The organism is Echinicola marina (assembly GCF_020463795.1).
In the GTDB taxonomy this organism is placed as follows: domain Bacteria; phylum Bacteroidota; class Bacteroidia; order Cytophagales; family Cyclobacteriaceae; genus Echinicola; species Echinicola marina.
The window spans coordinates 5239461-5265487 of record NZ_CP080025.1 but is presented as its reverse complement, the minus strand read 5'-3'; the positions used below and the strand labels follow the sequence as shown (position 1 = coordinate 5265487).

The window sequence follows — 26027 nt, the reverse complement described above, 5'->3', positions numbered from 1 at the left end:
TAATTGGATCAGGTGATTATTAAGGTTTTTTAGTTGGGGGAATTTCCCGCTGTTAATGGATTTACAATTAACGAAAAAAACTTAAATTAAGGAATCAGTCAGTTTTTATGGTGCTTATCCATAAGCAAGTCTTTTAACCCAAAACCATTAAAGATATGCCATTAGACCCATATAAAATCAAAAGTAAACTTCAATCAGCAAAAGGGAACTTGACCTATTGGAGTCTAGAGAAACTTCAAGAGCAAGGTTTTAAGATTAACCAACTTCCATTCTCTATTAGAATTCTTTTGGAGAATGCCCTAAGGAATTTTGATGATTTTGCTATTACGAAGGAACATACAGAAACCTTATTGGGCTGGAAGCCTGAGGCGAGTGATAAAGATGTACCTTACAAACCTGCAAGGGTATTAATGCAGGATTTTACGGGAGTCCCCGCTGTAGTGGATATTGCTTCGCTAAGGGCTGAGGCAGTTAGAAAGGGTAAGGATCCCAATAAAATCAACCCCCTCATTCCTGTGGATCTTGTAGTCGACCATTCGGTTCAAGTGGATTACTTCGGAACCAATTATTCCTATAAGAAAAATGTGGACGTTGAGTATGAGAGGAACGGAGAGCGATATGAGTTTTTGAAATGGGCGCAAAAGTCTTTTGATAATTTTTCGGTAGTTCCCCCAGGAATGGGAATTTGCCACCAGGTAAACCTTGAATACTTGGCACAAGGTGTCATAGCCAGAGATGACCAGGTTTTCCCTGATACATTGGTGGGAACAGACTCCCATACCCCGATGGTAAACGGAATAGGAGTAGTTGGATGGGGGGTAGGAGGAATTGAAGCTGAGGCAGCCATACTGGGCCAGCCCATTTATTTTATTATGCCTGAGGTGGTAGGATTGAAGCTTACAGGGAAATTGCCCCTAGGGACAACTGCTACTGATATGGTATTGACCATCACCGAGCTGTTGAGAAAGCATGGTGTGGTAGGGAAGTTTGTGGAGGTATTTGGGCCAGGACTGGATCACCTAACTGTCCCAGATAGGGCCACTATTTCCAATATGTCTCCTGAGTTTGGCTGTACGGTGACCTATTTCCCGATTGATGACCGCACTTTGGATTATATGTCCAAGACTAACCGCCCAAAGGATCAAATACAATTGGTAGAAGACTATACCAAGGCCAATATGCTTTGGAGGGAGAACGAAGAACTTATACACTACAGCAGTGTGGTAGAATTGGATTTAAGCACGGTGGAGCCTACAGTTTCAGGTCCTAAGCGGCCACAGGATAAAATATTGGTGAGGAATTTTAAGCAGAAGTTTGGGGAGTTGCTTGAGGAAGTGCATGGAAGGGAATATATCCCAATTGACAAAAGGGACAAAAGCCGTTGGTTTGGGGAAGGAGGCAGTCAACCTGCCCATAAGGCTGGAGATCTACCAGAAGATGTGGAAATAGCAACTAAAACTAAAAACGGCCTCAAGACCGTGGAGGTTAGGATCAATAATGAAGAATTTGCTTTATCTGATGGTAGTATAGTCATTGCGGCGATCACTTCTTGTACCAATACGTCCAATCCAAGTGTGATGATAGGTGCCGGCTTGGTGGCTCAAAAGGCCAGGGAGCGAGGCTTGGATGTAAAGCCTTGGGTCAAGACTTCACTTGCACCAGGCTCCAAGGTGGTGACCGACTATTTGAAAGCATCTGGGCTTTTGGATGATTTGGAAGCGCTAAGATTTCATGTGGTAGGATATGGCTGTACTTCCTGTATTGGGAATTCAGGTCCTTTGCCCAGGCATATTGCCCATGCTGTAGAAGAAAATGATTTGGTAGTGGCTTCAGTACTATCTGGTAACAGGAATTTCGAAGCCAGGGTACATCCACAAGTTAAAATGAATTATCTGATGTCCCCTATGCTGGTCGTGGCCTATGCACTTGCAGGTAGGGTGGATGTAGATTTAAATAATGAACCACTGGGCTATGACCCTAATTTAGAGCCTGTTTACCTGAAGGATATCTGGCCTAGTAATGACGAAATTTTTGAGGTGATGGGCAAGGTGCTCAGCCCTGGAGACTTTGAGAAAAATTATGGTGAAATCTTTGAAGGAAATGAGCAATGGAAGGCCCTTGAGGCTCCTAATGACCAGGTTTACCAGTGGTCAAATAAATCAACTTATATCAAGGAAGCCCCATTCTTCAAAGGAATTTCCAGTGAGGTGCCAGTACCCAAGGATATTGAAAATAGTCATGTATTATTGAAACTGGGAGATTCTATCACTACAGACCATATTTCTCCAGCAGGTGCCTTTGCAGCTACTTCTCCAGCAGGCAAGTACCTTGTTGGGAGAGGAGTGGAGAAGAAAGACTTTAATTCCTATGGTTCCAGGCGCGGTAATGATGAAGTGATGGTCAGGGGAACCTTTGCCAATGTGAGAATCAAGAACCAATTAGCCACACAAGAAGGAGGTTATACGACACATATACCTTCTGGTGAAGAAATGACTGTCTTCGAAGCTGCCGAAAAATATATTGAATCGAATACACCTTTGGTGGTTTTGGCTGGCAAGGAATATGGTAGTGGCTCTTCAAGAGATTGGGCAGCAAAGGGCACCAATCTTTTGGGAATTAAAGCTGTCATTGCAGAAAGCTATGAAAGAATTCACCGGTCTAATTTGGTGGGAATGGGTGTATTGCCTTTACAGTATGCTGAAGGTCAATCTGCCGAAGAATTGGGGCTGGATGGCAAGGAAAAAATCAGCATTAAAGGTATCAGCGATGAGCTTAGGCCTTTGAAAAAATTACAGGTGGAGGCAGAAAAGGACAGCGGTGCCAAAGTCAATTTTGAGGTGATATGTAGATTGGACTCAGAGATAGAGGTGGCCTATTATAAAAACGGTGGGATTCTACATTATGTCCTCAGGCAATTTTTAAAGCAGGATTGATTTCCATGTTCTAAAACTTCTAATGATTGACCACAGATAGACAAGGGTTAAAACGAGTTGTTTTCATCCTTCTTATCTGTGGTTATATATTATATTGAAGCTATGATAAAAGTTTCCCTCTTTCTAATCATCAACTTTTGGACTTTCCTCTGGGGAGGAAAGGGCAATGTTGTGTTGGAGAAGGAACTACAAATACATGAAGAGTCTTTTTTATTTAGGGCTGCTGATAATTTGATTTTAACGGGGACGCTAAGCGTTCCGAATAATGTCAGCCATAATGCTATTGAGAAAGCGGTTATTTTAGTTTCTCCACCACTTCCGATTTCAAGGGATTATGGAGGCTTATACAGCGAGCTGGCAGATATTCTTCTAAGCAATGGCATTGCGGTGCTGAGGTATGATAACCGATCATTTATTGACCCCGCTTTAGCTAGAAAAAAAGACTATACCATGCACGGACAGGCCGCAGATGCAGAAAAGGCCTTTATGGCATTGCATGATGACCCACGATTTACCCATGCCAAGATTGGACTAGTGGGACACAGTGAAGGAGGAGCCGCAGTAGCTATTGCTGCATCAAGAAACACTGAGATTGATTTTGTGGTTTTGATGTCCACTCAGGGAATAGCTGGCGATGAATTGAGCTATTCACAATTTTCTAATGCCCTTGATAAAATTTATCAGGGGGAGGAAGAAATTAAAGCAGCTATGCGTTCATCGGTAAGGAAGACCATTGAAATAATCAATAGAAATGAGGATATAGCTACCATGCAAGGTCTGCTTAAGGAAAGTAAGCGGTATTATTATGAGAAATATGCGGACAAAGACCCAAATCTTTTCGGAAACCTTGATAAGACCTACAAGATGGATTCTATCCAGTGGCTGAATCCGCATAGGATCGCTTATATTCAATTTGAGCCTGGATTATATTACCCTAAAATAAGCTGTCCCGCATTGGTGATCTATGGAAAGATGGATGAGAAGCTGGAGTGGGAGGAGAATATAACTGGCATTGAAAATTTGTTTAAAAGCAGTTCAAAAAGCAACTACCAAGTGATATTATTGGACAGCATCAACCATTCTTATAAGCAGGCTCAGCCTTCGGATAGTTTGAACTTTTTGCTTGGAATCAGTCAAGAAATGCCAAAAAGTAAGAAAAGAGCTTATTCAAGAAAATCATTTTTGGAAGTAGCCAACTGGATAAATAGGGAGCTTTAGGCTAAATGAATAATTATCCTATGAGTTTTTGTAAGACATTAATGGGTAGCTAAATTTATTCTAGGAATATTTTATCCTGATTTCAATTTTTATGAACAGTTTTTTAAGTATCCAACTTAGTGAGCTTTTCATTTTGAAAAATATAGCAAAGTAAATTTTGACATGATGGAAATTAAATAGAATTAAAAAAATGAAACAAAGAAGTCCTGTACAAAGTAGTTTTCGTGATTTATTGATTTCCATAACAAAAAGAACTGATGAAGAAAACCTGAAATTATTTACAGCGTTCCATGAGGCCAATATTGAAAAAGTAGATTACGCTGCTATTCAGCAAACATGCCAGAATTTTATGGCCACTTTTATGTTTGAAACCCAAAGGGAAGAGGAAGCAATAGACTTATTATATGAACTTTTACATTCCTCTACTGGTGATTTAGTCCAAGCTTCTGGGACTTCATTTACCCTGGCTAAATTCCTGGATTTGACCGAAAGAAATCAAGAAGCAGTTAGTATTGCTCGGAGCACTTTGGACAAATACCAAATCGAATGGTCAGGTACACTATATTTACTGAAGATCTTAGCAAAGGGGGATGAAGAAGGGCTGTACAAGTATAAAGGCCTTATAGAGAATATAGCACATGAAATGGAAGTACAACTTCCTGAAAGTATCAAGGTTACTGAAGCTGTATTAGCGCTTTATAGAATGTATGAAAGAGGAGAATAGTTAAATTAGAGGGCAATAGAGTTGGTTGAACTTTAAAAATTTAAGCACCTATGGAACAAAATCATGCTATTCAGGACGAATTCCATCATCTACTTGTAAAGGTATTCAAGTCTGAGCCTTCTGTAGCGCTTGAAGAATTGGCTGCTTTTGAAGATAGAAACAGTGGAGGTCCTGATTTTGAAGGTATTAGGGCTGTGTTTTATTCCACAAAAGCCAAAATCCACGAAGATATTGGGGATTTCCCCAAGGCCATGTCAATCTATCATGAATTGCTTGAAGAAAGTATAAACAAAACCCCAAGGGATGATTATGAAATAGGCGTGAATTCTCTTTCATTGGTTCGCCTTTTGGAAAGAATTGAGGCTATCAATAAGGCAGTAGATCTGGCAGAACTTACCTTAAAGCGCTATGATATTGGTTTAAACTGTTCCTTATCACTTTTGAACTTCCTCACAGCTCATTTGAACGAAAGTCAATTAAAGATTTATCAAGGGACATTAAAGAAAATAAATGATACGCTTGGAGCTTCAATCAAAAATGGAACTAGGCTCTCTGATTCCATCAGGAAACTATTTCAAGAAAACAAAAGGGCAGCACAAAAACTGACACAGTTGCAAGCTTCAATTTCCGATCCAATAACCAAAGAATATATTGAAGAAATCCAAGAATATGTGGATCGTGAACCTCTCACATATTATAAAGAGCAAGGTCAGAGATTTTTGGATTACCTGCTTCAAATTGGGAAATAAAATTGTTTGTCTTATAGAGGCGAATGGCCTTTTTATAAATGTAATTTTCAGAATTAAATAAATTTTAGATGATCATTTTTGAAATTAAGATTAATCAACAAAATAAGGTACAGACAGCCATAAATCATGGAGTAATGACTTTTAGTCTTTGCCGACTTAAAAACCAAACAAAAGATGAAATAACAGTCCATCTTGGTGGATATAATCCGGAAAACCATCAACATTTTGACTGGTTACAAGAAGCTATTTTCCTGAATGATGAAATCACGATCAAAATCAAAGATAAAAAAGACAAAGAGGGATTAAGCCAACCGGTCAATATAAGAACTGAGAATGAAGTCAATGATATGATCATTGAAAGTAAATTGAAAAACTATTATTCCTTAAAAAGAGAATTGGAGGACAAAGGACTAATATAATGTATGACAACCCGAACTATTTGCAGTCGATTCGAAAGAAGAAGACCAATATGAGGGGATATCCTTATGATATTCCTGCTTTATCCTCATTAAAGGAGCTGTCTTTTGACCGTCCAGTAACTTTCTTTGTTGGAGAAAACGGTAGCGGAAAATCCACTTTATTGGAAGCGATCGCTATTGGGATGGGGCTTAACCCGGAAGGCGGAAGCAGGCACTTTCACTTTGCCACAGAAGAAACGCATAGCCTCCTTTTTGAGGATTTAAAAATGATAAGGGGGATTACAAGACCCAAGGATAGTTACTTTTTACGGGCCGAATCTTTTTACAATGTAGCTTCTGAGATAGATCGGATAGCTGATGATATTCACTTGGCTTATGGAAATCGGTCCCTGCATACGAGGTCTCATGGTGAATCCTTCATGACCTTATTAGAAAAAAGACTACTGGGAAAGGGCTTCTACCTTTTTGATGAAATTGAATCTGGAATTAGTCCATCCAAACAAATGGAGGCATTGGTCCATATTCATAGATTAGTGAAAAACAATTCTCAATTTATCATTTCGACGCATTCTCCCATTCTTTTGTCTTATCCTCATGCGGATATTTATGATTTTTCTAATAAGGGAATTCGAAAAATCAACTATGAAGAAACGGATACTTTTAGGGTGACCAAGGATTTTCTGAACAATTACCAACACATGCAAAAAATCCTGTTTGGATAAATATTATATGTGTATATGCAATTTTACAGGTAGGGAAATTTACTACTGTTTTTTTACTTAAATGATCTTTCCTACTTTTTATTCAGGTAATGTTTTATTCTTAATGGTCATCATGAATGCTCCGCATTTCCATCGATGAAAAAGTAGGCAAACCTTGCCTGTGGAAGGCAGAAAATCTAGGCTGTGTAGCATTCTTCAAATTGATCAAATGAAGATTCGAATACGATTATCGCTCCTCAATTTGATTTTGTGCCAGTCACTACTAGCTAAAAATAAGTGGATCACGCTTGTTCACTATGCGAGCTAACTCATTTTCTTAACGCCACCATCAACTGCCCAAAACCGAATGCTCCAAAATCCGACTAACGGAGTTATGGATAATATTATGCCTTTCTTGATCTACATGCAAATTGATGGATAGTCAGAGAAAATTGACCAGCATTATCAGAAAGGTAGGAGGGGATATAAGTCAATCGGGATTTTCTTAAATTTTGGTTAATTGAATGATAATTTTATTGGTCCAATATAAATCTTATTTTTGCTCCCTAGACCTTAATTAATGAAACCAAAATGGATAAATAATCCGCCTTTGTGATTTTTTATTCAGTAAACCTGTCCATCTTTTGGCAGGGGTTCCATGTGACCTATTAAAATCATAAACAAACACATGAAAAACATCAATCCAACCCAAACAGGAGCCTGGAAGAAACTTAGCACCCTTTCTGAAGACCAAAAGGGGCAAACTATCAAATCACTTTTTGCAGATGCATCACGATTTGATCAATATTCAATCAAATTTGAAGATATTTTACTTGATTACTCTAAGAACAGGGTAGATGACCAAGTGATGTCCGCACTTTTTGAATTGGCCAAGGAGACGGACTTACCATCTGCCATTGAAGCCATGTTTGCTGGTGAGCATATCAATCAAACAGAAGATCGAGCGGTGCTGCATACTGCCTTAAGAAACCGTTCGAATAGTCCTATTAAAGTAGATGGCAAGGACGTGATGCCTGATGTTAATGGAGTGCTGGCGCAAATGAAGGAATTTGCAGATAAAATCAATGCCGGAGAATGGAAAGGCTATACAGGCAAACCGATCAAATCTTTGGTCAATATTGGTATTGGCGGTAGTGATTTGGGGCCAGTGATGGTGACGGAGGCATTGAAACCTTACCAAAATGAAAGCTTGGATATCCATTTTGTTTCCAATGTGGATGGAACCCATATTGCCGAAACCTTGAAAAAGGTGGATCCAGAGACTACCCTTTTCTTTATTGCTTCTAAGACTTTCACCACACAGGAGACCATGACCAATGCGCATTCTGCCAGATCTTGGTTCTTGGAGGCTGCAAAGGATGAATCAGCTATTGCCAAGCATTTTGTGGCTTTGTCTACCAATGCTGATGCTGTGGCTGCCTTTGGAATAGATACCAAAAACATGTTTGCTTTTTGGGACTGGGTAGGAGGAAGATACTCTCTATGGTCGGCTATTGGACTGCCAATTGCCTGTGCGATTGGCTTTGATAACTTTGAGAAATTATTGGAGGGAGCTCATGCCATGGATAATCACTTTAAGGGAACTGAATTGAAGTCAAATATCCCAGTGATATTAGCTCTGATCGGTATTTGGAATACCAATTTCCTTGGTGCATCTTCTGAGGCTATCCTTCCTTATGACCAATATTTACACCGATTTGCGGCTTATTTCCAACAAGGAAATATGGAAAGCAACGGTAAATATGTATCCAGAACTGGAGAGAAAGTGGACTATACTACTGGACCCATCATCTGGGGAGAGCCAGGCACTAATGGGCAACATGCTTTCTATCAATTGATCCATCAGGGAACGCATTTGATTCCTTGTGATTTTATTGCACCTGCCATTTCCCATAACCCGGTTGGGGACCATCACGTGAAGTTATTGTCCAATTTCTTTGCCCAAACTGAGGCCTTGATGAATGGCAAGTCTTTGGAAGAGGTGAAGGCAGAGCTCAAAGCGGCAGGGAAATCTGAAGAGGAGATTGAAAAATTGGCACCTCATAAAGTATTTGAAGGTAACAGACCTACCAATTCCATTTTGGTGAAACGTGTTGATCCTTATACTTTGGGAGCTTTGGTAGCGATGTATGAGCATAAAATCTTTGTTCAAGGTGCTATCTGGAACATTTTCAGCTTTGATCAGTGGGGTGTGGAATTGGGTAAGGTATTGGCCAAGAATATCCTTCCAGAATTGGAAGGGGATGAAAAAGTGGGCTCACATGATGCTTCTACCAACGGCTTGATCAATGCCTACAAAGATTTGAGAAAGTAAAATGACACAGTTATAGCCATTACAATGGTTAATAACTTGAGAATAATAAGAAGAAGGTCCGACCTATTGGTTGGACCTTTTTTGAAGTATGAATGAAAGAGTTGTTGTTGAATTAAGTTCAATAACTATCGTGTTGTTTAATAGTAGTTTAACTTCAGTGTGAGTTGTTCTATTTTAACCTACCTAAGTTGTTGACTTTTGTTCAATTGTTCTTAATACTGAATTCCTAAATCGTCCAATTGCTTTACCTTGTGATAAGAAAGGGCAGCCCTGATACATGCTTTTAGTTCTTTTTCTGGGATTTTTTGGTCTATTTGAAAAACTATGGCCCTTTTACCCTCAAATTGAAATTTGTCTTCGAAAACCAACTTAAAAGTTTCAACTAATCTACTGGTGCATTTAAAATACATGGCATATTGGTCAGGGGATTTGGCTTTCCAGTCCATCCTAAGTGTGCTACCCTTTTTACAGATATAGCTGGGCTCTCCCCATCTCAGGGTTTCTTCCAGTTCATCAATTCCTTCTATTTCTTTGGCAGTTTTGATGACCAGTTCTCTCAAATCCTGCATTTTATGCCTAACAAAGTCAGGGTATTCAGCAAATACTGCAGCGACTTCAGGGGTAGTTATGAGTTTCAAAATACTACTGATTTAATGATATAGTTAAGTTAACCGCTCCATTTGATCCAGTTGATGTAAATTAATCTAATGGATTTTGATCAGATGAGAAATTAATAAGTACATTTCCGGTCTTTTGTCCACTCATGACATAATTATAAGCCTCTTTAATTTCCTCAGGCTGATAATATCTGTCTATGACTGCTTTGAACTTGCCTTTCTCCATAAGCTGCTTGACAAATAATAAGCTCCTTTTACAGTTTTGTGGAACTGGAAAGATCACCCTTCTGCCTTTTTTGAACTTTGTAAGCAAGGGCAAGTACAGGTTTTCAGCATTTGGGCCAAGTTCTGAGGAAATATAAATACCATTTTTCACGAGCAGCTTTTTGCATTTCCCGAAAGAACTCTTTCCTACAGCATCAAAAATAAAGTCATACTTTTCCTTATCTATTTCAGTGAAATCCTCTTTTTCGAAATTATAGATTTTGTCCGCACCAAGGGACTTTAGCAAATCTATATTTTTGCTGTTTCCCACTGCAGTAACATAGATTCCTTGACTTTTTAGGATCTGAAGGGCAGCAGAACCAATGGCTCCAGTTGCACCGTTTACGAGCACTTTATTTCCCTTTTTGAGATGAACTTTATTAACAAAATTATAGGCATAATGAGCTCCTTCTGCAGAAGCAACAGCTTCTTGGTAGCTAATATTTTCTGGAATCAGGCAAACAGCCTTGTTTTCATTTATTGTCATAAACTTAGCCTGAGAAGCTAGCCCTTCGTCATTTAAGCCCCAAACTCGGTCTCCAACTTTGAAGTTCTTTACGTTTTGACCAATGGCCACCACCTCACCAGCAAAATCAGTTCCAGTGACCTTTGAAGAGGGGTTAAATAGGCCAGTAAAAAATCGAATGGCAAAGGGCTTCCCGGTTAATATTCCACAATCAGTCCTGTTAATGGTTGTAAAATGAACTCTTATCAATACTTCCTTAGAGGAGGGGACAGGCTTTCCAATGTGGCTTATTTGGAGGACATCACTGTTTCCATATTGGTTTCGGGTAATTGCTTTCAAAGCTTTTCTGGTTAATGGCTTATAAAGTTACAAGAAAGTGCATGTTTCTGGTTAAGGCAATAGAAAATATTGATTTTATTATAATATATCAGTATTGGAATATTTTTGCCTTTCAAGGCAAGTTTAGTATTCACATTTAACAAAACCTATGTATTCAACTTTTTGGAAATTTAGATGGTTATCCGATGATTTAGAAAAAAGTAAAGCTGAGCTTCTAACTCGGCTTTAGTGATAATGTTTTGAATATTGAGGGTGCAACTGATCTAATCCCTAATATGGCCATCTCCACGAATGATCCACTTATAAGAAGTAAGCTCTTCCAAGGCCATGGGGCCTCTGGCATGTAGCTTTTGGGTAGAAATACCTATTTCAGCGCCTAGGCCAAATTGGGCTCCATCGGTAAAGGCCGTGGAGGTATTGGCATAAACCGCCGCTGCATCGACAGATTTTAGGAAAATGTCCAAAGCAGCCTGATCTTCAGCTACGATAGCTTCACTGTGTTTGGAGCTGTGTTTGGCAATATGTTCCAAAGCAGACTCCATTGAAGGAACCGTTTTAATGGACATGGTCATGGCCAGGAATTCAGTTCCAAAATGTTCATCCTCAGCTTCAAATAATAAAGCTTTAGGATAGCTTTCTTTTAAGACCTCATAGGCTGGTTTGTCAGCAAAGACTTTTACCTGCTTTTCTCCTAGAGATTTAGCGATTTTGGGTAAATCTTCCAGTTTATCCTGATGGATCACCAAACAGTCCAATGCGTTGCAGACACTCACCCTTCGGGTTTTGGCATTGGTAACGATTTTGGCTGCTTTTTCGATATCTCCGGATTTGTCCAGATAAGTATGAACTATACCAGCTCCAGTCTCAATGACAGGTACTTTGGAATTATTCCTTACAAAATTGATTAGTCCCTGGCTTCCCCTTGGGATGATAATATCAATATAATCTACCGCTTGAAGCATCTCAGCAGTGGCTTCCCTGTCAGGAGGTAGCAAGGCTACTATATTGGGATCAATTTCGTTTTTCTCAAGCACTTGGTGGATCAGTTTAACGATGGCTGTATTGGAATCATGGGCGTCACTACCTCCTTTTAGCACCAAGGAATTTCCTGATTTCAGGCAAAGACTGAACACATCAAAGGTTACATTGGGTCTGGCTTCATAAATAATACCAATCACACCTAGGGGAACGGATACCTTTGTTAATTTCAGCCCGTTTTCCAAGGATTTTTCTGACAAGGTTCTGTTCAGGGGAGAAGGGAGTTTGACCACATTTAAGATATCTGCAGCAATCGCTTCTATTCTTGCTTGGGTAAGCTTAAGTCGATCATATTTTGGATCTTCCGGATCCATTCTTGCTAGATCCTTTTCATTGGCTGCCAATATTTCTGGGATGTTTTCCCATGTTAATTGGGCAAGATCATCTAATGTTTTATTGATTTTATCTTCTGTGAGCAATGCCAGAGACCTACTGGCTTTGTTGACCTTAGAGAATGTATCTTGTAAATTCATAATTACTGATTGTTGTGGTGAAGGTAGAGGTAATCATAATGGATTATGGGTTTCTGATTACTTATACCTATTTTTTCGATAGCTACTTTAGCGCCATAAGCCGCCTTACCTAAACCAATTTTTCTGCCATCTTCACTGATTATTCTGATAATTTCACCTTTTATAAAGTCTCCTTTTACCTTTAAAACTCCGATAGGGAGTAAGCTGGTAATCTTACTGGATTTTAGGGCACTTTCTGCTCCGCTGCTAATGATTAATTCGCCCTTTGAATAATGGTCACTATGGGCGATCCACTTTTTGGGGTTAAGTTTGGCCTTGGAAGGCTCAAAGTAGGTACAACGAAGTGTCTTTTGATAATAGTCTACCAGTACATTTTCTCTTTTGCCATTGGCTATTATCACTCCAATCCCCAAATCGGCTGATTTTTTGGCCATATTCATTTTGGTTAGCATCCCACCCCTTCCAAAGGAAGATTTGCTAGAGGAGATATAGCTGTTCATAGATGGAGACTTGGCGTCTACATGTTCGATTAACTCCGAGTCAGGATCATTGGGATGGCCCTTGAAAATACCATCCACATTACTTAAAATGATCATTTCCTGTGCATCCATCATGGCTGCTACTAATCCTGCTAATTCATCATTGTCCGTGAACATCAGCTCAGTGACTGCCACAGTATCGTTTTCATTGATAACTGGGATGATATTGTTTTTTACCAATCCTTCCAGGCAGTTTTTCATATTCAGGTAATGCTTTCTATCCCTGAAATCACTTTTGGTGACCATTATTTGTGCTATGGGAGTTTGACGATTACCAAAAAGGGATTTATAGGAATTGATCAGTTCTATCTGACCGATAGCGGCAAGAATTTGCTTTTGAACGACCGGATCAGTTTTTTCCTCAAAAACCGTTGACTTTCGTCCAAAGGCTACTGCCCCTGAAGAGATCAATACAATTTTTACCCCTTGTTCTCGAAGGTAAACCATTTGATGTACAAGGGCTTCCATGCGTGATTTGTCCGGGGATCCGTCTGCTTGGGTCAATACATTGGAACCTATCTTGATGACTACTGTTTTTCCCTTTTGCTGTACCATATACTGATTATCAAACTGAAACCAAAAATAATAAGGATTATCAGATAGTGCTATGTTTTTTATTATTGAAATGCGGTATTTTATAAAAGTATATACTTTCTGAAGACAGAGGGAAGTCCTCACGAATGGCAAGGATTTTTACTGAGAAATTGTTGGATATGAAAGGTTAAAATAGCTTTAGTGACTAGAAAAATCAATGTATTTTCTTTTTAGATAAAATATATCTGTGCAAATCAGAGAAATCAGTGAGCTTTAAATTCACTAGCAATTTATTGGACTCTAAGCATAAATCCATGATACTAAATCAAAGCATATCAGATATTAAGTATTGAAGTCCAATCATTAATGGCAATTAACTAGGATTCAGAATCCTGCTAAGGTTTGGATTAAATGGAAATTGGTGCTAATATTCATTTTGTTTTAATTTATATAGCGGCCAAGTGGCCATGAAAAACCGTTAAAGAACTACCGGATCTTATGGGGCAATTAATTATTGATTTTAGTAATTGGATATGGGGATGGCCGTTGCTTTACCTTTTATTGGGCGGAGGAACCCTCTTATTTCTTTATTCAGGCCTGATTCCTTTCAGGGGATTTGCGCATGCCATGAAAGTGGTAGGTGGAAAATATGATGATCCAAATGCAAAAGGGGATATTACTTCCTTCCAGGCCTTGAGTTCAGCCATTGCTGCTACTGTAGGTTTGGGCAATATCAGTGGCGTTGCATTGGCCATTAGTACTGGTGGGCCAGGAGCTATTTTCTGGATGTGGGTATCTGCTTTTGTGGGAATGGCTACCAAATATTTTACCTGTACTTTGGCGATCATGTACCGAGGAAAAGACAGTGCGGGACATATTCAAGGTGGTCCAATGTATGTAATAGAAGAGGGGATGGGCAAGAAGTGGAAGCCCTTGTCCATTATATTTTGTGTCGCAGGGATTTTGGGACTATTGTCCATATTTCAGGCAAACCAGCTGACTGATGTTTTGAGAGTAGTGATGTTAAAGCCTTTTGGGCTTGATCATGGTGCTAGCACACGATGGATCTTGGGAATTTCAATGATGATTTTAGTTGCTACAGTTATTTTAGGAGGAATTAAAAGGATAGCCAACGTGGCCTCAAAACTTGTACCTTTTATGGTCAGTCTTTATTTTATCAGTGTTGTGCTGATTTTGGTGCGGTTCAATGACCAAATTATATCTTCATTATTGTTTATTGTGGAAGATGCCTTCTCTGGCAAGGCTGTTTTAGGAGGATCAGTAGGGGCGGTGATTATTACAGGTGCTAGAAGGGCTGCTTTTTCCAATGAAGCAGGTATTGGTACAGCACCGATGGTTCATGGAGCTTCCAAAAATGAGGAGCCAGTTAGGGAGGGCTTGATTGCCATGTTGGGCCCATTTATTGATACGATAATAGTATGTACTTTGACTGCCCTGACCATTATGGTTACAGGTGTTTGGGAATCCGGAGAAAAGGACGGTGTGTTGATGACCCTTTCTGCCTTTGAAAGTGGTATTCCTGGTTTAGGTAAATACTTTTTAATGGCTGCCGTATTGGTATTTGCATTGTCTACGATGTTTACCTATAGCTATTATGGCCACAAGTGCTTCAATTATCTTTTTGGGGCAGACAAGGCTGATTATTATAATTATTTCTATTTGCTTACCATAGTAGGAGGGGCAGTGGTATCCTTGCAAGTGGTGATGAGTTTTGTGGATGGGATGTATGCTATCATGGCTTTTCCAACCATGATTTCGGCCATTTATCTTTCACCTAAGGTCATTGCTGCAACCAAGGATTATTTCAAAAGAATGAAGGAAAAGGATATATGAACATCCTAATAGCTCCAAATGCCTTCAAAGGAACCATTAAGGCGGATCTGGCCGCCAAAATCATCAAAAATGGCCTTCTAGCCGTTGATTCCAATCTTGATATACAAACAAGTCCCATTGCCGATGGAGGTGATGGGACTTGCTTTTTATTGGCCAATGAGTTGGGATGGGAGCCTAGGGAATGTACGGCCTTAGATGCTATTGGAAGGCCTAAGGCAGGTGTTTTTTATTTGAATAAAAGTCAAAACAAAGCCATGCTGGATGTTTCCACTGTTAGTGGTTTGGATGGGCTGAAGCCTTTTCAAGTGGATGCCAATCTGAGCAGTACTTATGGTACTGGGGAGCTCATTGTTGAAGCTATTAAGGAAGGAGTGAATGAAGTAATACTTGGACTTGGAGGCAGTGCCACCGTGGATATGGGAACGGGTATTTTGAGGGCCTTGGGTTTTCTTTTTCTTGATCAAAATGGTAGAGAGATTTCGATGTTTGGTCATGGATTTATCTCCCGAATAGCCCATATCCAAAGACCAGCGAAAAGGCAGCCTATTCGCTTTACTTGTCTTTGTGATGTGGACAATACCTTTTTTGGGCCAAAGGGAGCAATTCCTGTTTTTGGGCCACAGAAAGGGATAGCTCCTGATGATATTTCAGCATTTGAGGATTCAGCCAAAAGCCTTTTTCAACTTTTACAGAAGAAGTCTAAAGGAGTTTTAATGGATAGGGAGGGATTTGGAGCTGCAGGTGGGATTGCACTGGGCTTGAGTGCCTTTTTTCCGGTGGAGATAAAATCCGGAGCTCAATATTTTTTTGATCAGGTCAAAATGGTGGAGAAGGTAAAAGCCGCAGATTGGATAATAACCGGAGAAGGCCGATTTGATAGCCAATCGGCAGGAGGGAAGGGGAGCTATGAATTACTTCAGCTGGTGAAGTCTATGGGAAAAAAATGTCTAATCATTACTTCCGGAGAAAAAGATGAAGCCATAGAAAGTGGTTTTGATGAAGTCGTGCTATTACCTGAACTGGATTCTAATCAACATAACTATGAGGATAAAGCCATAGAAAGTCTAAAAAAATCAATGCAAGAATTCTCTTGGGGTACCTTATTTGAAACCAAAAAATAAGAGGCTGCTTCCTAAAGAAACAGCCTCTTGAGCATTAATCTTTTATTTCTTCTCTACCATCTGCATGAATAGCAAATCTTCCCCTTTCTTTTGGATGGGTAGGCTCATGATTCGGCCAAGGCCAACCTCCAAATTGGGTAGTCTGGAATTCCTTTATGGCCTGATGAATTTCCTGATTGCTGTTCATTACGAATGGACCATGTTGTACTACAGGCTCATTGATAGGCTTACCTTGTAAAAAGAGTAATTCAGCTGGCTGATCTCCATTTACAAAGGTAATTTCCTTTTCAGAATACAAGTCTATAGAATGTCCCTCAGGCAGTTCGAAGCCCTCTGTTTCCAATTGACTTCCCTCGTAGAAGAACAGGCTCCTGTTTATGCCTTCTTCTGTTGCAGGAAGTGTCCAAATAGCATGAGCATCCATTTTGATGGTCCAAATAGCCACATGGTTTTCAGGATCTGCTGCCCAAGAATCAGGATTGGGTGCTGGAGCTTTGGTTTCACCGATTTGTCCAGCAATTACCTTAATTTGAGTTTTGTTGCCATTTTTGTCTACTTCATTATGGTAAGGAATAGTGTCTGCCCATAGCATTTTGAAATGTGGAGGCACATTTTTACTGGCTTTGGGAAGATTTAACCACAATTGGAAAAGTAACAAAGGATTCTTTTTGTCTTGGTTGAGCAATGGAAACATTTCACTGTGCATTACCCCTTTGCCAGCTGTCATCCATTGTACATCTCCTTCTCCAAATCTACCGGCAGCGCCCAAGGAGTCGGAGTGGTCAGCCAAACCTCTTTCTACGAGCGTAACCGTTTCAAAGCCTTTATGGGGATGCGCTGGAAATCCAGGAACTTTAGAACCATGGTACATTCTCCAGCCATCTTTAATAGTGAAATCCTGACCTATGTTTCTTCCTTCCAAAGAAGCTTTTGGACCTAGGCTTTCATTGCCTTCAGGGTAATCATCCAAATGGTAGGCACAAAACAAGAATGGATCTTGGGTCTGCCACTGGAAACCTAATTGTCTGATTTTTTTTATTGCTGTATCCTTCATGATATCCTCCTGGATTAATTAATGTAGTTGAATTTAATGTATATACATTTATTATTGAGAAAAGGTTTCATTGATTTTTGTATATGTATATATTTTTCTGTAAATCAGTTTTTTATGATGTTATTTTTCTGTCTTGAATTTATCAGATATGGATTTTAACTTTTGGTCAATTTCGTCTCTGCTTATCCAAGTTCCCCTGACCATTACCCCAGCTGGGTGTTCCATATTTCTGATATCTTCTAAGGGGTTTTTGTCCAATAAAATCATGTCTGCACTTGCTCCTTCCTTGATTTCTCCGAATTTTCCAGATTGGTTAAAATATTTTGCCGGGTTGATTGTGCCAATCTGTAATGCTTCCAAGGGGCTTAAGCCAGCATCAACCATGGCTTGGAGTTCATGTTGGATGGAAAAGCCAGGAACATTGAATACTTGTGGAGCATCTGATCCCAATAATAAGCCTTGTCCATTATCATGTAAGGATTTGATCAATCGCTTTCTGATGTGCATGAAATCTTCCCATTGTTCAGGATCATAGCCTTCGCCCTCCGTAAGGTTTACTTTGCTGTTGGTCCAGTTTTCAATCACTTCAGGAGCCATATACTGCATTTCTGGCTGATTGGCCAAAGAATCAGCAGGAATAGGGGAGAACCAGCGGGTGAACAGGCTTTGGGTAGGTACTACCCACACTTTATTTTCTGAGGACATTTGGACAAGTTCGGGTATAAGGCTGGTATCTGCCAAAGAAGTGAAATTGTATCCGAAAAATCCGTTTTCACTAGGATTGACCTCCAATGATTCCGGAACCAAACCTTCTAAAAAACCATCTATATGGTCCACGCTGCCATATTTACTTTCCAAAGCGTGTCTGATTCCTACCAAAGTGGAAACGTGACCCGCAAAGGGAATTCCTACTTCATTTGCCGTTTTTACGATCTCATCAAATACATGTAAACGTATTCCTGGATGAAGCTTAAGGAAGTCATAACCCTCTTTTTGGAAGTTTGTGACCATGCTTTGGGCCTGTTCCACTGTAGTGACACTATTGCCATTTAGGGAGGGGCTGGAAGTATAGATTCTTGGGCTTAAAATGGCCATGCTATCTGCTTTTTCCCTTAGTGTCAAATGCAGAGGATGACCTAGCATACCTCTAATAGTAGTGACACCATTGGAAAGATACAAGAATAAGGTTTCTTCCATTTGGGGATCGTTCCAAATTACAGAAGGGATATGCGCGTGCATCTCTGCCAATCCTGGAACGAGATACTTTCCCTCTCCATTGATCAAAACAGCATCCTTTATTGTTTTATTGCTCGGTGCTAAGATGCTTTTTACTTTTTGATCTTCTATAATCACTTGTGCTTTATTGATATCTCCTGTTCTGATATCAATTAGGTTTACATTGGTGATGATTTGGGTATTTTTAAGGTTTTCTGTTTGTTCCTTATTTTGATTTTGACAGGCTGCTAGAATCTGAATCGCCAGCAGGAATGTAAATAATTTTAAAAAGCCATTCATAGGATAAGTCATGTTGTTTCTAATTAAAGCTACTTGATTTTTTTCTTATTAAAACACTAAAACCATTTATTGATTGACTTTTGTTTAATTTTATTAAATATCATTCATTATATTGTTTCTGTATTTTGCAACAGTATTTTACCAATATGCTTGGAACTTTCCATGAGTTGATGGGCCTCAGTGGCCCTTTCCATTGGGAAAGTTGTATAGATGACCGGTTTTATTTTTTCATCAAACAGTGGCCAAATATGTTTTAGCAGATTTTGGGCTATTTTACCTTTATAATCAATCGGTTTAGGACGAAGGGTAGAACCAGTGATTGTCAATTGATTTTTCATCACCCTCATCAAGTCTATTTCTGCAATTTTGCCCTTCATGGCATTGATCATTACCAACCTTCCTTTGGGTTTAAGGATATTGATGTTCTTAGGCCCGTAGTCTCCACCGATCATGTCCAAAATGATATCCACACCATTTTCATCGGTATATTCCATTACCTTTTCTTCAAAGTCTTCTTCATTATAATTGATGGCTTTAATTGCCCCAAGAGATTCACAGATACCGCATTTTTCTGTTGATCCAGCAGTAACTATTGCTTTCCCACCCATAGCGGTGACCATTTGGATGGCAGTCACGCCGATTCCACTGCTTCCTCCATGAATAAGGACAGTTTCGCCTGGCAGAAATTTGGCTATATCGAAAATATTGTTCCAGACTGTGAAAAATGTTTCTGGAAGTGAAGCCGCATCGATCAGGGATATACCTTCAGGGATAGGTAAGCATTGAGCAGCAGGTGCACAAACAAACTCTGCATATCCACCACCAGCAACTAGTGCGCATACCTCATCACCAATTTGCCAATGTTCCACATCAGGACCTTTGGCAGTAATGGTTCCAGAAACTTCCAAGCCGGGTATATCTGCTGGAGCATCAGGTGGAGCGGGGTAGAACCCTTTTCGTTGGATAATATCTGGTCGGTTGATTCCTGCAGCTTTGACTTTTATCAATACTTCATGGGCCTTTGGTTTTGGAATATCTCTTTCCTGTACCTGTAGTACTTCAGGTTTGCCTGGTTTGCTTATGATGACTGCTTTCATATTGGATAATTAAATCTTTAATTAAATATAAGAGATTAAGCATAGAGGCTAAAAGAATAGTTAGGAAGATTGCGCTATTAGCGCCTGTGCCCATAAAAAATATTCATAAGCTTGATTATTAAGGAAATGAGGAAATTCTTTTCTTTTTATTAATAAATATTATTTAAAATTTAATATTAAATAATATTTCGGTTAATGAGGTGTTTATTTGCTATTTATGTTATCATAACTGTGTTTTTACGAGATAAAATGTTAGTTGTTTGATTGATGAATAATAATATCTTTGTTTAGTTGTATTTTATTAAAAAACCACTGAATTCATATGGAACAAGTTATCTATGTAGTCCCCGCGCTGGGGATTTTGGGTTTAATAGTCATGGCCATCAAATCTTCCTGGGTCAACAAACAGGCCAATGGTGATGAGAATATGTTGGAATTAGCAGGACATATCGCCAAGGGAGCCATGGCATTTTTAAAAGCAGAGTGGAAGGTTTTGTTCTACTTTGTAATTATTGCAGGGATTATCTTGGCCTGGTCAGGCACCTTGGTAGATAATTCTACCCCAATAATAGCTGTTTCCTTTGTTTTGGGTGCTTTTTTATCCGCTTTTGCAGGTTATATAGGAATGAATATTGCCACAAAGGCCAACGTGAGAACCACCGAGGCGGCCAAGAACAGCCTGGAAAAAGCCTTAAAAGTGTCCTTTACTGGCGGTTCAGTAATGGGCTTGGGTGTAGCAGGCCTAGCAGTTTTGGGAATGGGTTCTTTGTTTATTGTTTTTTACCATGTCTATGTGGTCAGTACAGGAGGAGATGTGAACGGTCTGGACATGGAAAAGGCATTGGAAGTACTTGCCGGTTTTTCTTTGGGAGCGGAGTCCATCGCTCTTTTTGCTAGAGTGGGCGGAGGTATTTATACTAAGGCAGCCGATGTAGGGGCAGATTTGGTAGGAAAGGTTGAGGCAGGCATTCCTGAGGATGATGTGAGGAATCCAGCCACCATAGCAGATAATGTTGGGGACAATGTAGGTGATGTAGCTGGAATGGGGGCCGACCTTTTTGGTTCTTATGTGGCCACGATTTTAGCGTCCATGGTATTGGGAAGGGAAATTGTCTCCAATGATCAAATTGGAGGAATTGCTCCGATATTATTACCCTTATTGATTGCCGGAATTGGATTGGCGTTTTCGATAATTGGGACCCTATTTGTCAAGATAAAAAGTGAAAGTGATAGTGTTCAGGCTGCCCTGAACAAGGGGAATTGGATTTCCATCATTCTCACTGTTGCTGCTTCTTATTTTCTAATCGACTTTTTGTTGCCCGATGGTGATCTCAGAATGATGAGAGAAGGTTCTCCGACTTTTACAAAAATGGGCGTATTTGGCGCGGTGTTTATAGGCCTGATCGTCGGAGCCTTGATGAGTATGATTACAGAGTATTATACAGCTATGGGACGTAGACCGGTTAATAGTATTATTAAGCAGTCTTCTACTGGTCATGCCACCAATATTATTGGCGGCTTATCTGTGGGAATGGAATCTACTGTATTACCTATTTTGGTATTGGCATCAGGAATTTATGCTTCTTTTTGGAGTGCAGGTTTATATGGAGTGGCCATTGCGGCTGCAGGTATGATGGCCACTACGGCCATGCAGTTGGCCATTGATGCTTTTGGTCCTATAGCTGATAATGCTGGTGGAATAGCAGAAATGTCAGGTTGCGATAAAAAAGTAAGGGAAAGAACAGATATTTTGGATGCAGTCGGAAACACTACTGCTGCTGCGGGTAAGGGCTTTGCCATTGCATCAGCTGCCTTGACTGCCTTGGCCTTGTTTGCAGCTTATGTTGGTCTCGCAGGGATCAACTCTATTGATATCTATAAGGCAGATGTGCTCTCAGGCTTATTTGTGGGCGCTATGATACCTTTTATATTTTCTTCATTGGCCATAGCTGCCGTAGGGCGTGCGGCCATGGATATGGTCAATGAGGTAAGAAGGCAATTCCGGGAGATTCCCGGTATCATGGAGTATAAGGCCAAGCCTGAATATGACAAGTGCGTGGAAATTTCCACCAAAGCCTCTATCCGGGAAATGATTGCACCCGGGGCAATTGCCTTGCTTGCGCCTATTATCGTGGGATTTAGCTTTGGCCCGGAAGTACTGGGAGGTGTTTTGGCTGGAGTAACGGTGTCTGGTGTGCTGATGGGGATTTTCCAAAATAATGCTGGAGGAGCATGGGACAATGCCAAGAAATCATTTGAAAAAGGAGTTGAAATAAATGGGCAAATGGAATATAAAGGGTCAGAACCACATAAGGCATCTGTGACAGGAGATACAGTTGGGGATCCATTCAAAGATACTTCAGGGCCATCCATGAATATTTTGATCAAGCTGACTTCCATTGTTTCCTTGATCATCGCACCGCATATTTCGGAAGTCGATCATCATAGCGTGGGAAATATTGAGCAAGAGGAAAAAGTGATTCAGGTGGACGAAGTAAAATCTGAATTGACAGCCTTTTCGGAAATTAAGAACAACCAAAACCCAATGAAATGATATATTCAGGGTATATATGAAAAAGATAAGTTGATAATAGCAATAAAAAAGCCCCGGAATTCTTTCGGGGTTTTTTTATTGCTTAATAAATGAACAAAAATTTAAATGGATTATTAAGTGAAATTTATTTTAGCGGTTTGTTTCTTAACAAATTATTTACAAAATTGAAGTAGTATGTTTTGAATGTATTGATATTTAAATCTTGTTTAGTTTTTAGTTCTGTTTTAATTTATTTTATGAAATTTTATTTTAATTATTATTGGTAACTCATAAATCATATCTCTATGGAAAAAATACTTACGAGAACGTCCCTTTTTGTTTTCATATACCTTCTGGTTTTTCAGGTAATGGCCCAGGGGATAATGATTACAGGAAAAGTGACTACACAAAAAGATGGTTCTCCCCTGCCTGGAGTGAGCGTTCTTTTGCAAGGAACTACGAGTGGTTCAGTGACAGATTTAGATGGAATGTATTCCATTGATGTTTCAGAAGGAGAAGGTAATTTGGTGTTTTCTTACCTTGGTTTCGTCTCCCAAACAATTGCTATTAACAACAGAACCGAAATAGATGTGGTAATGGCTGAAGATGTTTCTCAGCTTGGTGAGGTGGTAGTGACAGCATTAGGAATCACCCGTGATGAAAGATCCATTGGGTATGCTACCCAAGAAGTAGATGGTGAAAACCTCACTTTTACCAAAGAACAAAATGTGCTGGGATCATTATCCGGTAAGATCGCAGGGGTTCAGGTAGAAGGAGCTTCAGGAGCAAGTATGGGGGGAACACAGAAAATCAAAATCAGAGGGGTCAATTCCATTTCTGGTGGTAGCCAACCTCTTATTGTGGTAGATGGAACGCCTATTTCAAACTCTAATTTCTCAGGTAGTTCAGGAGTGGATTACGGTAACTTGGGTCAAGATGTAAACCCTGAGGATATAGCTTCAATCAACGTACTTAAAGGCCCAGCGGCATCAGCATTATATGGAATAAGGGGCCAATATGGAGTGGTGATGATTACCACCAAAAAAGGACAAGAGGATTCCAAAGTCAAAGTAGAATTGAGTTCTGCGGTCTTTGTAGAAAGTGTCTATAACTTGATGCCATATCAGAATTTATACGGTGGAGGTTCCAGCCAGACATGGAGAACTTTGCCAAATGGAGACAAGTATGTTGATATAGCAGTTGATGAGAGTTGGGGGCCGCTTATGGACGGAACCATGGTGAGACATGTGGAAAGCTTCTATCCACAGGATCCCGAGTATGGCCAATTGGCACCATTTGTTCCTCATCCTGACAATATCAAGGATTATTATGAGACTGGCACTAATGTAAATAATGGTGTAACCATTACTGGTGGAGGAAAAAATTCAAATTATAGAATAAGCTTGAACGATACCAGAGTCCAAGGAGTGGAACCCAATACAATGCTTAAAAGAAATAATGTAGGGGTGAGTGTAGGGACAGATTTAACAGAGAAGTTGAGGGTGTCTACCAATATTAATTATGCAGCAAACAGAGGTAGAAGGCCTGGACAAGGTTCTGAGGATGGTTCAAGGTACATGGGGCAATGGTTCCAAAGGAGTTTGGATATGGAAAGACTCAAGAACTACAAGTATGATGATGGCAGCTTTTTTCACTGGAACTTAAGAAGACCAAGTACTTCTACTGGTGAAGTAACGAACTTCTCTCCATTATACTGGGCAAACCCTTATTTTTTAGCTTATGAAAACTTCTCGAATGATAGTAGAGATAGGCTTTTCGGTGATGTTGGATTAACTTATCAGGTCCTTCCCGAACTGAAGTTAAGCGGTTTTGTTAGGTCAGATATGTACACACAGAATATTGATTCTAGGGCTGCTTTCGGTGGACGTGGAAACCCGGGTTATTCTGTAGGTAAGTACCAAAATAAAGAGATGAACTATGAGTTTTTGGCCCAATACACCAAGGCTTGGGACAAATTCTCTCTTGATGCCAACTTTGGTACCAATTTCTATGATAGGGATTATTCTTATCTATCCATGGCTACCGTTGGAGGTTTGTCTTCTCCAGGTTTTTACAATATTGATGCTTCCATTGATAGACCAGCGACAAACTCTTATAAGTTGAGAAAGCAAATCAAGAGTATCTATGGAATGGTTTCTTTAGGGTATAATAATATTTATTTTTTAGATGCTTCTATCAGGAATGATAATACATCAACATTGCCCAAGGGAAACAATTCCTATTGGTATCCATCATTGTCGGGTAGCTTTGTCTTCAGTGAACTAATGGAATGGAAACCATTGTCATTAGGTAAGTTAAGATTGAGCTATGCCCAAGCAGGGTCAGACCTGTCTCCATATGGTACTACTTCTTTTTATAATGTTGGGTCAATTTATTCTGGATCTTCCACAGTGAATACACTTGCGGTGCCTGATAATCTGAACAATCCAAATGTAGAACCTTCTTTCGCACATTCTTATGAGGCAGGTTTGGATTTGAAATTCTTCGAAGGAAAGTTGGGATTGGCGTTTACCTATTATCAACAGATCAATAAAAACCAAATCCTAAGCTTGGATGTGTCTGGAGCAAGTGGCTATGGATCTGCTACTATCAATGCAGGTCAAATAGAGAACAAAGGTTTTGAATTGGCGATTACTGCATCTCCTCTACAGCAAAGCAAACTAAATTGGGACATTGCCTTTAACATCAGTAGAAACAGAAATGAAGTGGTTGAACTTTACCCGGGTATTGATGTATATCAGTATGGTAGCACCACTTATTCATCCACTTCTAGCTATTTGAATTCCTATGTAGGTAAACCTTTTGGAAGTTTGGTAGGTCAGGCATACCAAAGAGATGAAGCAACTGGTAAGATTTTGTTAGATGGCAACAATCTTCCTCTTTATACAGATGCTACACATGATTTTGGTACAGTATTGCCTGATTTCAATGGTGGTTTGCAAAACGTGTTCTCTTATGGGAATTTCGATTTAGCGGCAATGGTTGACTTCCAGATCGGTGGTCAGTTCTTCAGTAGATCCAAAATGTTGGCAGTTAGAACTGGACTTGACCCAATAAGTGCCGAAATCAATGATAAAGGATTCAATGTTCGTGATGATGTGGCAGATGGTGGAGGAGTAAGAGTGGAAGGTATTTCTGCAGAGACTGGCGAAGATGTGGTAGCTTATGTTAATCCTAGATCATACTATGGAGTGGTAGCGAGAAGAATTTATGAAGACTGGTTGTATGATGCTTCATATGTAAGATTGAAAGAAGTGCGATTAGGTTACAACTTCACCAAAAATAAGTTGGGGAACTTACCTGTAGAAAATGTAAGGGTAGCACTTGTAGGCAGAAACTTAGCGATGATTTTCCAAAATGCACCTAAGGGCATCAACCCTGCTGAAATTTCCACTGGAAGCCAGTCGATTGGTTGGTATGAGTCAGGTCAGTTGCCTTCTGTACGTTCTGTTGGGTTTAATCTAAATGTTACCTTTTAAAGAG

General features: G+C 39.8%; 18 protein-coding genes. 11 read left to right on the top strand and 7 right to left on the bottom strand.

Annotated features, from left to right (window positions below; all coding sequences use genetic code 11):
* Window positions 1-155 precede the first annotated feature (155 nt).
* The 7 genes from acnA to pgi all read left to right on the top strand — a co-directional run bounded on the left by acnA (window position 156) and on the right by pgi (window position 9079).
* Window positions 156-2933, top strand: coding sequence for an aconitate hydratase AcnA (gene acnA / locus KZP23_RS21405; protein ID WP_226333850.1), 2778 nt, complete (start codon window positions 156-158; stop codon window positions 2931-2933).
* Window positions 2934-3035: 102 nt separating this feature from the next.
* The gene (locus KZP23_RS21400) at window positions 3036-4151 is read left to right on the top strand and encodes an alpha/beta hydrolase family protein (protein ID WP_226333849.1); all 1116 of its coding nucleotides are present in this window, start codon (window positions 3036-3038) and stop codon (window positions 4149-4151) included.
* A gap of 190 nt (window positions 4152-4341) precedes the next feature.
* Window positions 4342-4875, top strand: a complete 534-nt coding sequence (locus tag KZP23_RS21395) for a hypothetical protein (protein ID WP_226333848.1) — start codon at window positions 4342-4344, stop codon at window positions 4873-4875.
* A gap of 50 nt (window positions 4876-4925) precedes the next feature.
* On the top strand, window positions 4926-5624 hold the full coding sequence (locus tag KZP23_RS21390; RefSeq protein ID WP_226333847.1) for a hypothetical protein: 699 nt from the start codon (window positions 4926-4928) through the stop codon (window positions 5622-5624).
* Between the two features lie 68 nt (window positions 5625-5692).
* Window positions 5693-6043 (top strand): hypothetical protein, encoded by a 351-nt coding sequence (locus tag KZP23_RS21385; protein ID WP_226333846.1) that lies wholly within the window; start codon window positions 5693-5695, stop codon window positions 6041-6043.
* Between the two features lie 20 nt (window positions 6044-6063).
* Window positions 6064-6765, top strand: coding sequence for an AAA family ATPase (locus KZP23_RS21380; protein WP_226333845.1), 702 nt, complete (start codon window positions 6064-6066; stop codon window positions 6763-6765).
* Between the two features lie 667 nt (window positions 6766-7432).
* Window positions 7433-9079 carry a glucose-6-phosphate isomerase gene (gene pgi, locus KZP23_RS21375; RefSeq protein WP_226333844.1) on the top strand — a complete coding sequence of 549 codons (1647 nt, stop codon included), beginning with the start codon at window positions 7433-7435 and terminating at the stop codon, window positions 9077-9079.
* A gap of 212 nt (window positions 9080-9291) precedes the next feature.
* Here the strand turns inward: pgi and KZP23_RS21370 are convergent, their stop codons facing one another.
* From KZP23_RS21370 to proB, 4 genes are all read right to left on the bottom strand, one after another.
* Window positions 9292-9717, bottom strand: a complete 426-nt coding sequence (locus tag KZP23_RS21370) for a DUF1801 domain-containing protein (RefSeq protein ID WP_226333843.1) — start codon at window positions 9715-9717, stop codon at window positions 9292-9294.
* Window positions 9718-9778: 61 nt separating this feature from the next.
* Entirely contained in the window at window positions 9779-10765 is a 987-nt protein-coding gene (locus KZP23_RS21365) for an NAD(P)-dependent alcohol dehydrogenase (protein ID WP_226333842.1), read from the bottom strand.
* A 263-nt stretch (window positions 10766-11028) separates the two neighbouring features.
* Window positions 11029-12276 carry a glutamate-5-semialdehyde dehydrogenase gene (locus KZP23_RS21360; protein WP_226333841.1) on the bottom strand — a complete coding sequence of 416 codons (1248 nt, stop codon included), beginning with the start codon at window positions 12274-12276 and terminating at the stop codon, window positions 11029-11031.
* Window positions 12277-12278: 2 nt separating this feature from the next.
* Window positions 12279-13370: a glutamate 5-kinase gene (gene proB, locus KZP23_RS21355; protein WP_226333840.1), complete on the bottom strand. Its 1092-nt coding sequence runs from the start codon at window positions 13368-13370 to the stop codon at window positions 12279-12281.
* A 477-nt stretch (window positions 13371-13847) separates the two neighbouring features.
* Here proB and KZP23_RS21350 point away from each other — a divergent pair, with 477 nt between their 5' ends.
* The gene (locus tag KZP23_RS21350; RefSeq protein ID WP_226333839.1) at window positions 13848-15203 is read left to right on the top strand and encodes an alanine/glycine:cation symporter family protein; all 1356 of its coding nucleotides are present in this window, start codon (window positions 13848-13850) and stop codon (window positions 15201-15203) included.
* Window positions 15200-16324, top strand: a complete 1125-nt coding sequence (locus tag KZP23_RS21345) for a glycerate kinase family protein (RefSeq protein WP_226333838.1) — start codon at window positions 15200-15202, stop codon at window positions 16322-16324. Before KZP23_RS21350 ends, KZP23_RS21345 begins: the two co-directional genes overlap by 4 nt.
* A 34-nt stretch (window positions 16325-16358) precedes the next feature.
* Here the strand turns inward: KZP23_RS21345 and KZP23_RS21340 are convergent, their stop codons facing one another.
* The 3 genes from KZP23_RS21340 to KZP23_RS21330 all read right to left on the bottom strand — a co-directional run bounded on the left by KZP23_RS21340 (window position 16359) and on the right by KZP23_RS21330 (window position 19990).
* Window positions 16359-17378: a pirin family protein gene (locus KZP23_RS21340; RefSeq protein WP_226333837.1), complete on the bottom strand. Its 1020-nt coding sequence runs from the start codon at window positions 17376-17378 to the stop codon at window positions 16359-16361.
* Window positions 17379-17498: 120 nt separating this feature from the next.
* A complete protein-coding gene (locus KZP23_RS21335; RefSeq protein ID WP_226333836.1) occupies window positions 17499-18905 on the bottom strand; it encodes an amidohydrolase family protein in 1407 nt (468 codons plus the stop codon).
* A gap of 95 nt (window positions 18906-19000) precedes the next feature.
* The gene (locus tag KZP23_RS21330; protein WP_226333835.1) at window positions 19001-19990 is read right to left on the bottom strand and encodes an NAD(P)H-quinone oxidoreductase; all 990 of its coding nucleotides are present in this window, start codon (window positions 19988-19990) and stop codon (window positions 19001-19003) included.
* A gap of 322 nt (window positions 19991-20312) precedes the next feature.
* Between KZP23_RS21330 and KZP23_RS21325 the strand changes: the two genes are divergently transcribed.
* Both KZP23_RS21325 and KZP23_RS21320 read left to right on the top strand, forming a co-directional pair.
* Window positions 20313-22544: a sodium-translocating pyrophosphatase gene (locus KZP23_RS21325; protein ID WP_226333834.1), complete on the top strand. Its 2232-nt coding sequence runs from the start codon at window positions 20313-20315 to the stop codon at window positions 22542-22544.
* Between the two features lie 284 nt (window positions 22545-22828).
* Window positions 22829-26023 (top strand): SusC/RagA family TonB-linked outer membrane protein, encoded by a 3195-nt coding sequence (locus KZP23_RS21320; protein ID WP_226333833.1) that lies wholly within the window; start codon window positions 22829-22831, stop codon window positions 26021-26023.
* The last annotated feature ends 4 nt before the right edge of the window (window positions 26024-26027 follow it).

Coding starts and splice junctions, on each gene's coding strand:
- KZP23_RS21330 (WP_226333835.1), bottom strand. CDS start 19,990: ATGAAAGCAGTCATCATAAGCAAACCAGGCAAACCTGAAGTACTACAG.
- acnA (WP_226333850.1), top strand. CDS start 156: ATGCCATTAGACCCATATAAAATCAAAAGTAAACTTCAATCAGCAAAA.
- KZP23_RS21385 (WP_226333846.1), top strand. CDS start 5,693: ATGATCATTTTTGAAATTAAGATTAATCAACAAAATAAGGTACAGACA.
- KZP23_RS21350 (WP_226333839.1), top strand. CDS start 13,848: ATGGGGCAATTAATTATTGATTTTAGTAATTGGATATGGGGATGGCCG.
- KZP23_RS21335 (WP_226333836.1), bottom strand. CDS start 18,905: ATGACTTATCCTATGAATGGCTTTTTAAAATTATTTACATTCCTGCTG.
- KZP23_RS21320 (WP_226333833.1), top strand. CDS start 22,829: ATGGAAAAAATACTTACGAGAACGTCCCTTTTTGTTTTCATATACCTT.
- KZP23_RS21390 (WP_226333847.1), top strand. CDS start 4,926: ATGGAACAAAATCATGCTATTCAGGACGAATTCCATCATCTACTTGTA.
- KZP23_RS21360 (WP_226333841.1), bottom strand. CDS start 12,276: ATGAATTTACAAGATACATTCTCTAAGGTCAACAAAGCCAGTAGGTCT.
- KZP23_RS21395 (WP_226333848.1), top strand. CDS start 4,342: ATGAAACAAAGAAGTCCTGTACAAAGTAGTTTTCGTGATTTATTGATT.
- proB (WP_226333840.1), bottom strand. CDS start 13,370: ATGGTACAGCAAAAGGGAAAAACAGTAGTCATCAAGATAGGTTCCAAT.
- KZP23_RS21345 (WP_226333838.1), top strand. CDS start 15,200: ATGAACATCCTAATAGCTCCAAATGCCTTCAAAGGAACCATTAAGGCG.
- KZP23_RS21340 (WP_226333837.1), bottom strand. CDS start 17,378: ATGAAGGATACAGCAATAAAAAAAATCAGACAATTAGGTTTCCAGTGG.
- pgi (WP_226333844.1), top strand. CDS start 7,433: ATGAAAAACATCAATCCAACCCAAACAGGAGCCTGGAAGAAACTTAGC.
- KZP23_RS21325 (WP_226333834.1), top strand. CDS start 20,313: ATGGAACAAGTTATCTATGTAGTCCCCGCGCTGGGGATTTTGGGTTTA.
- KZP23_RS21400 (WP_226333849.1), top strand. CDS start 3,036: ATGATAAAAGTTTCCCTCTTTCTAATCATCAACTTTTGGACTTTCCTC.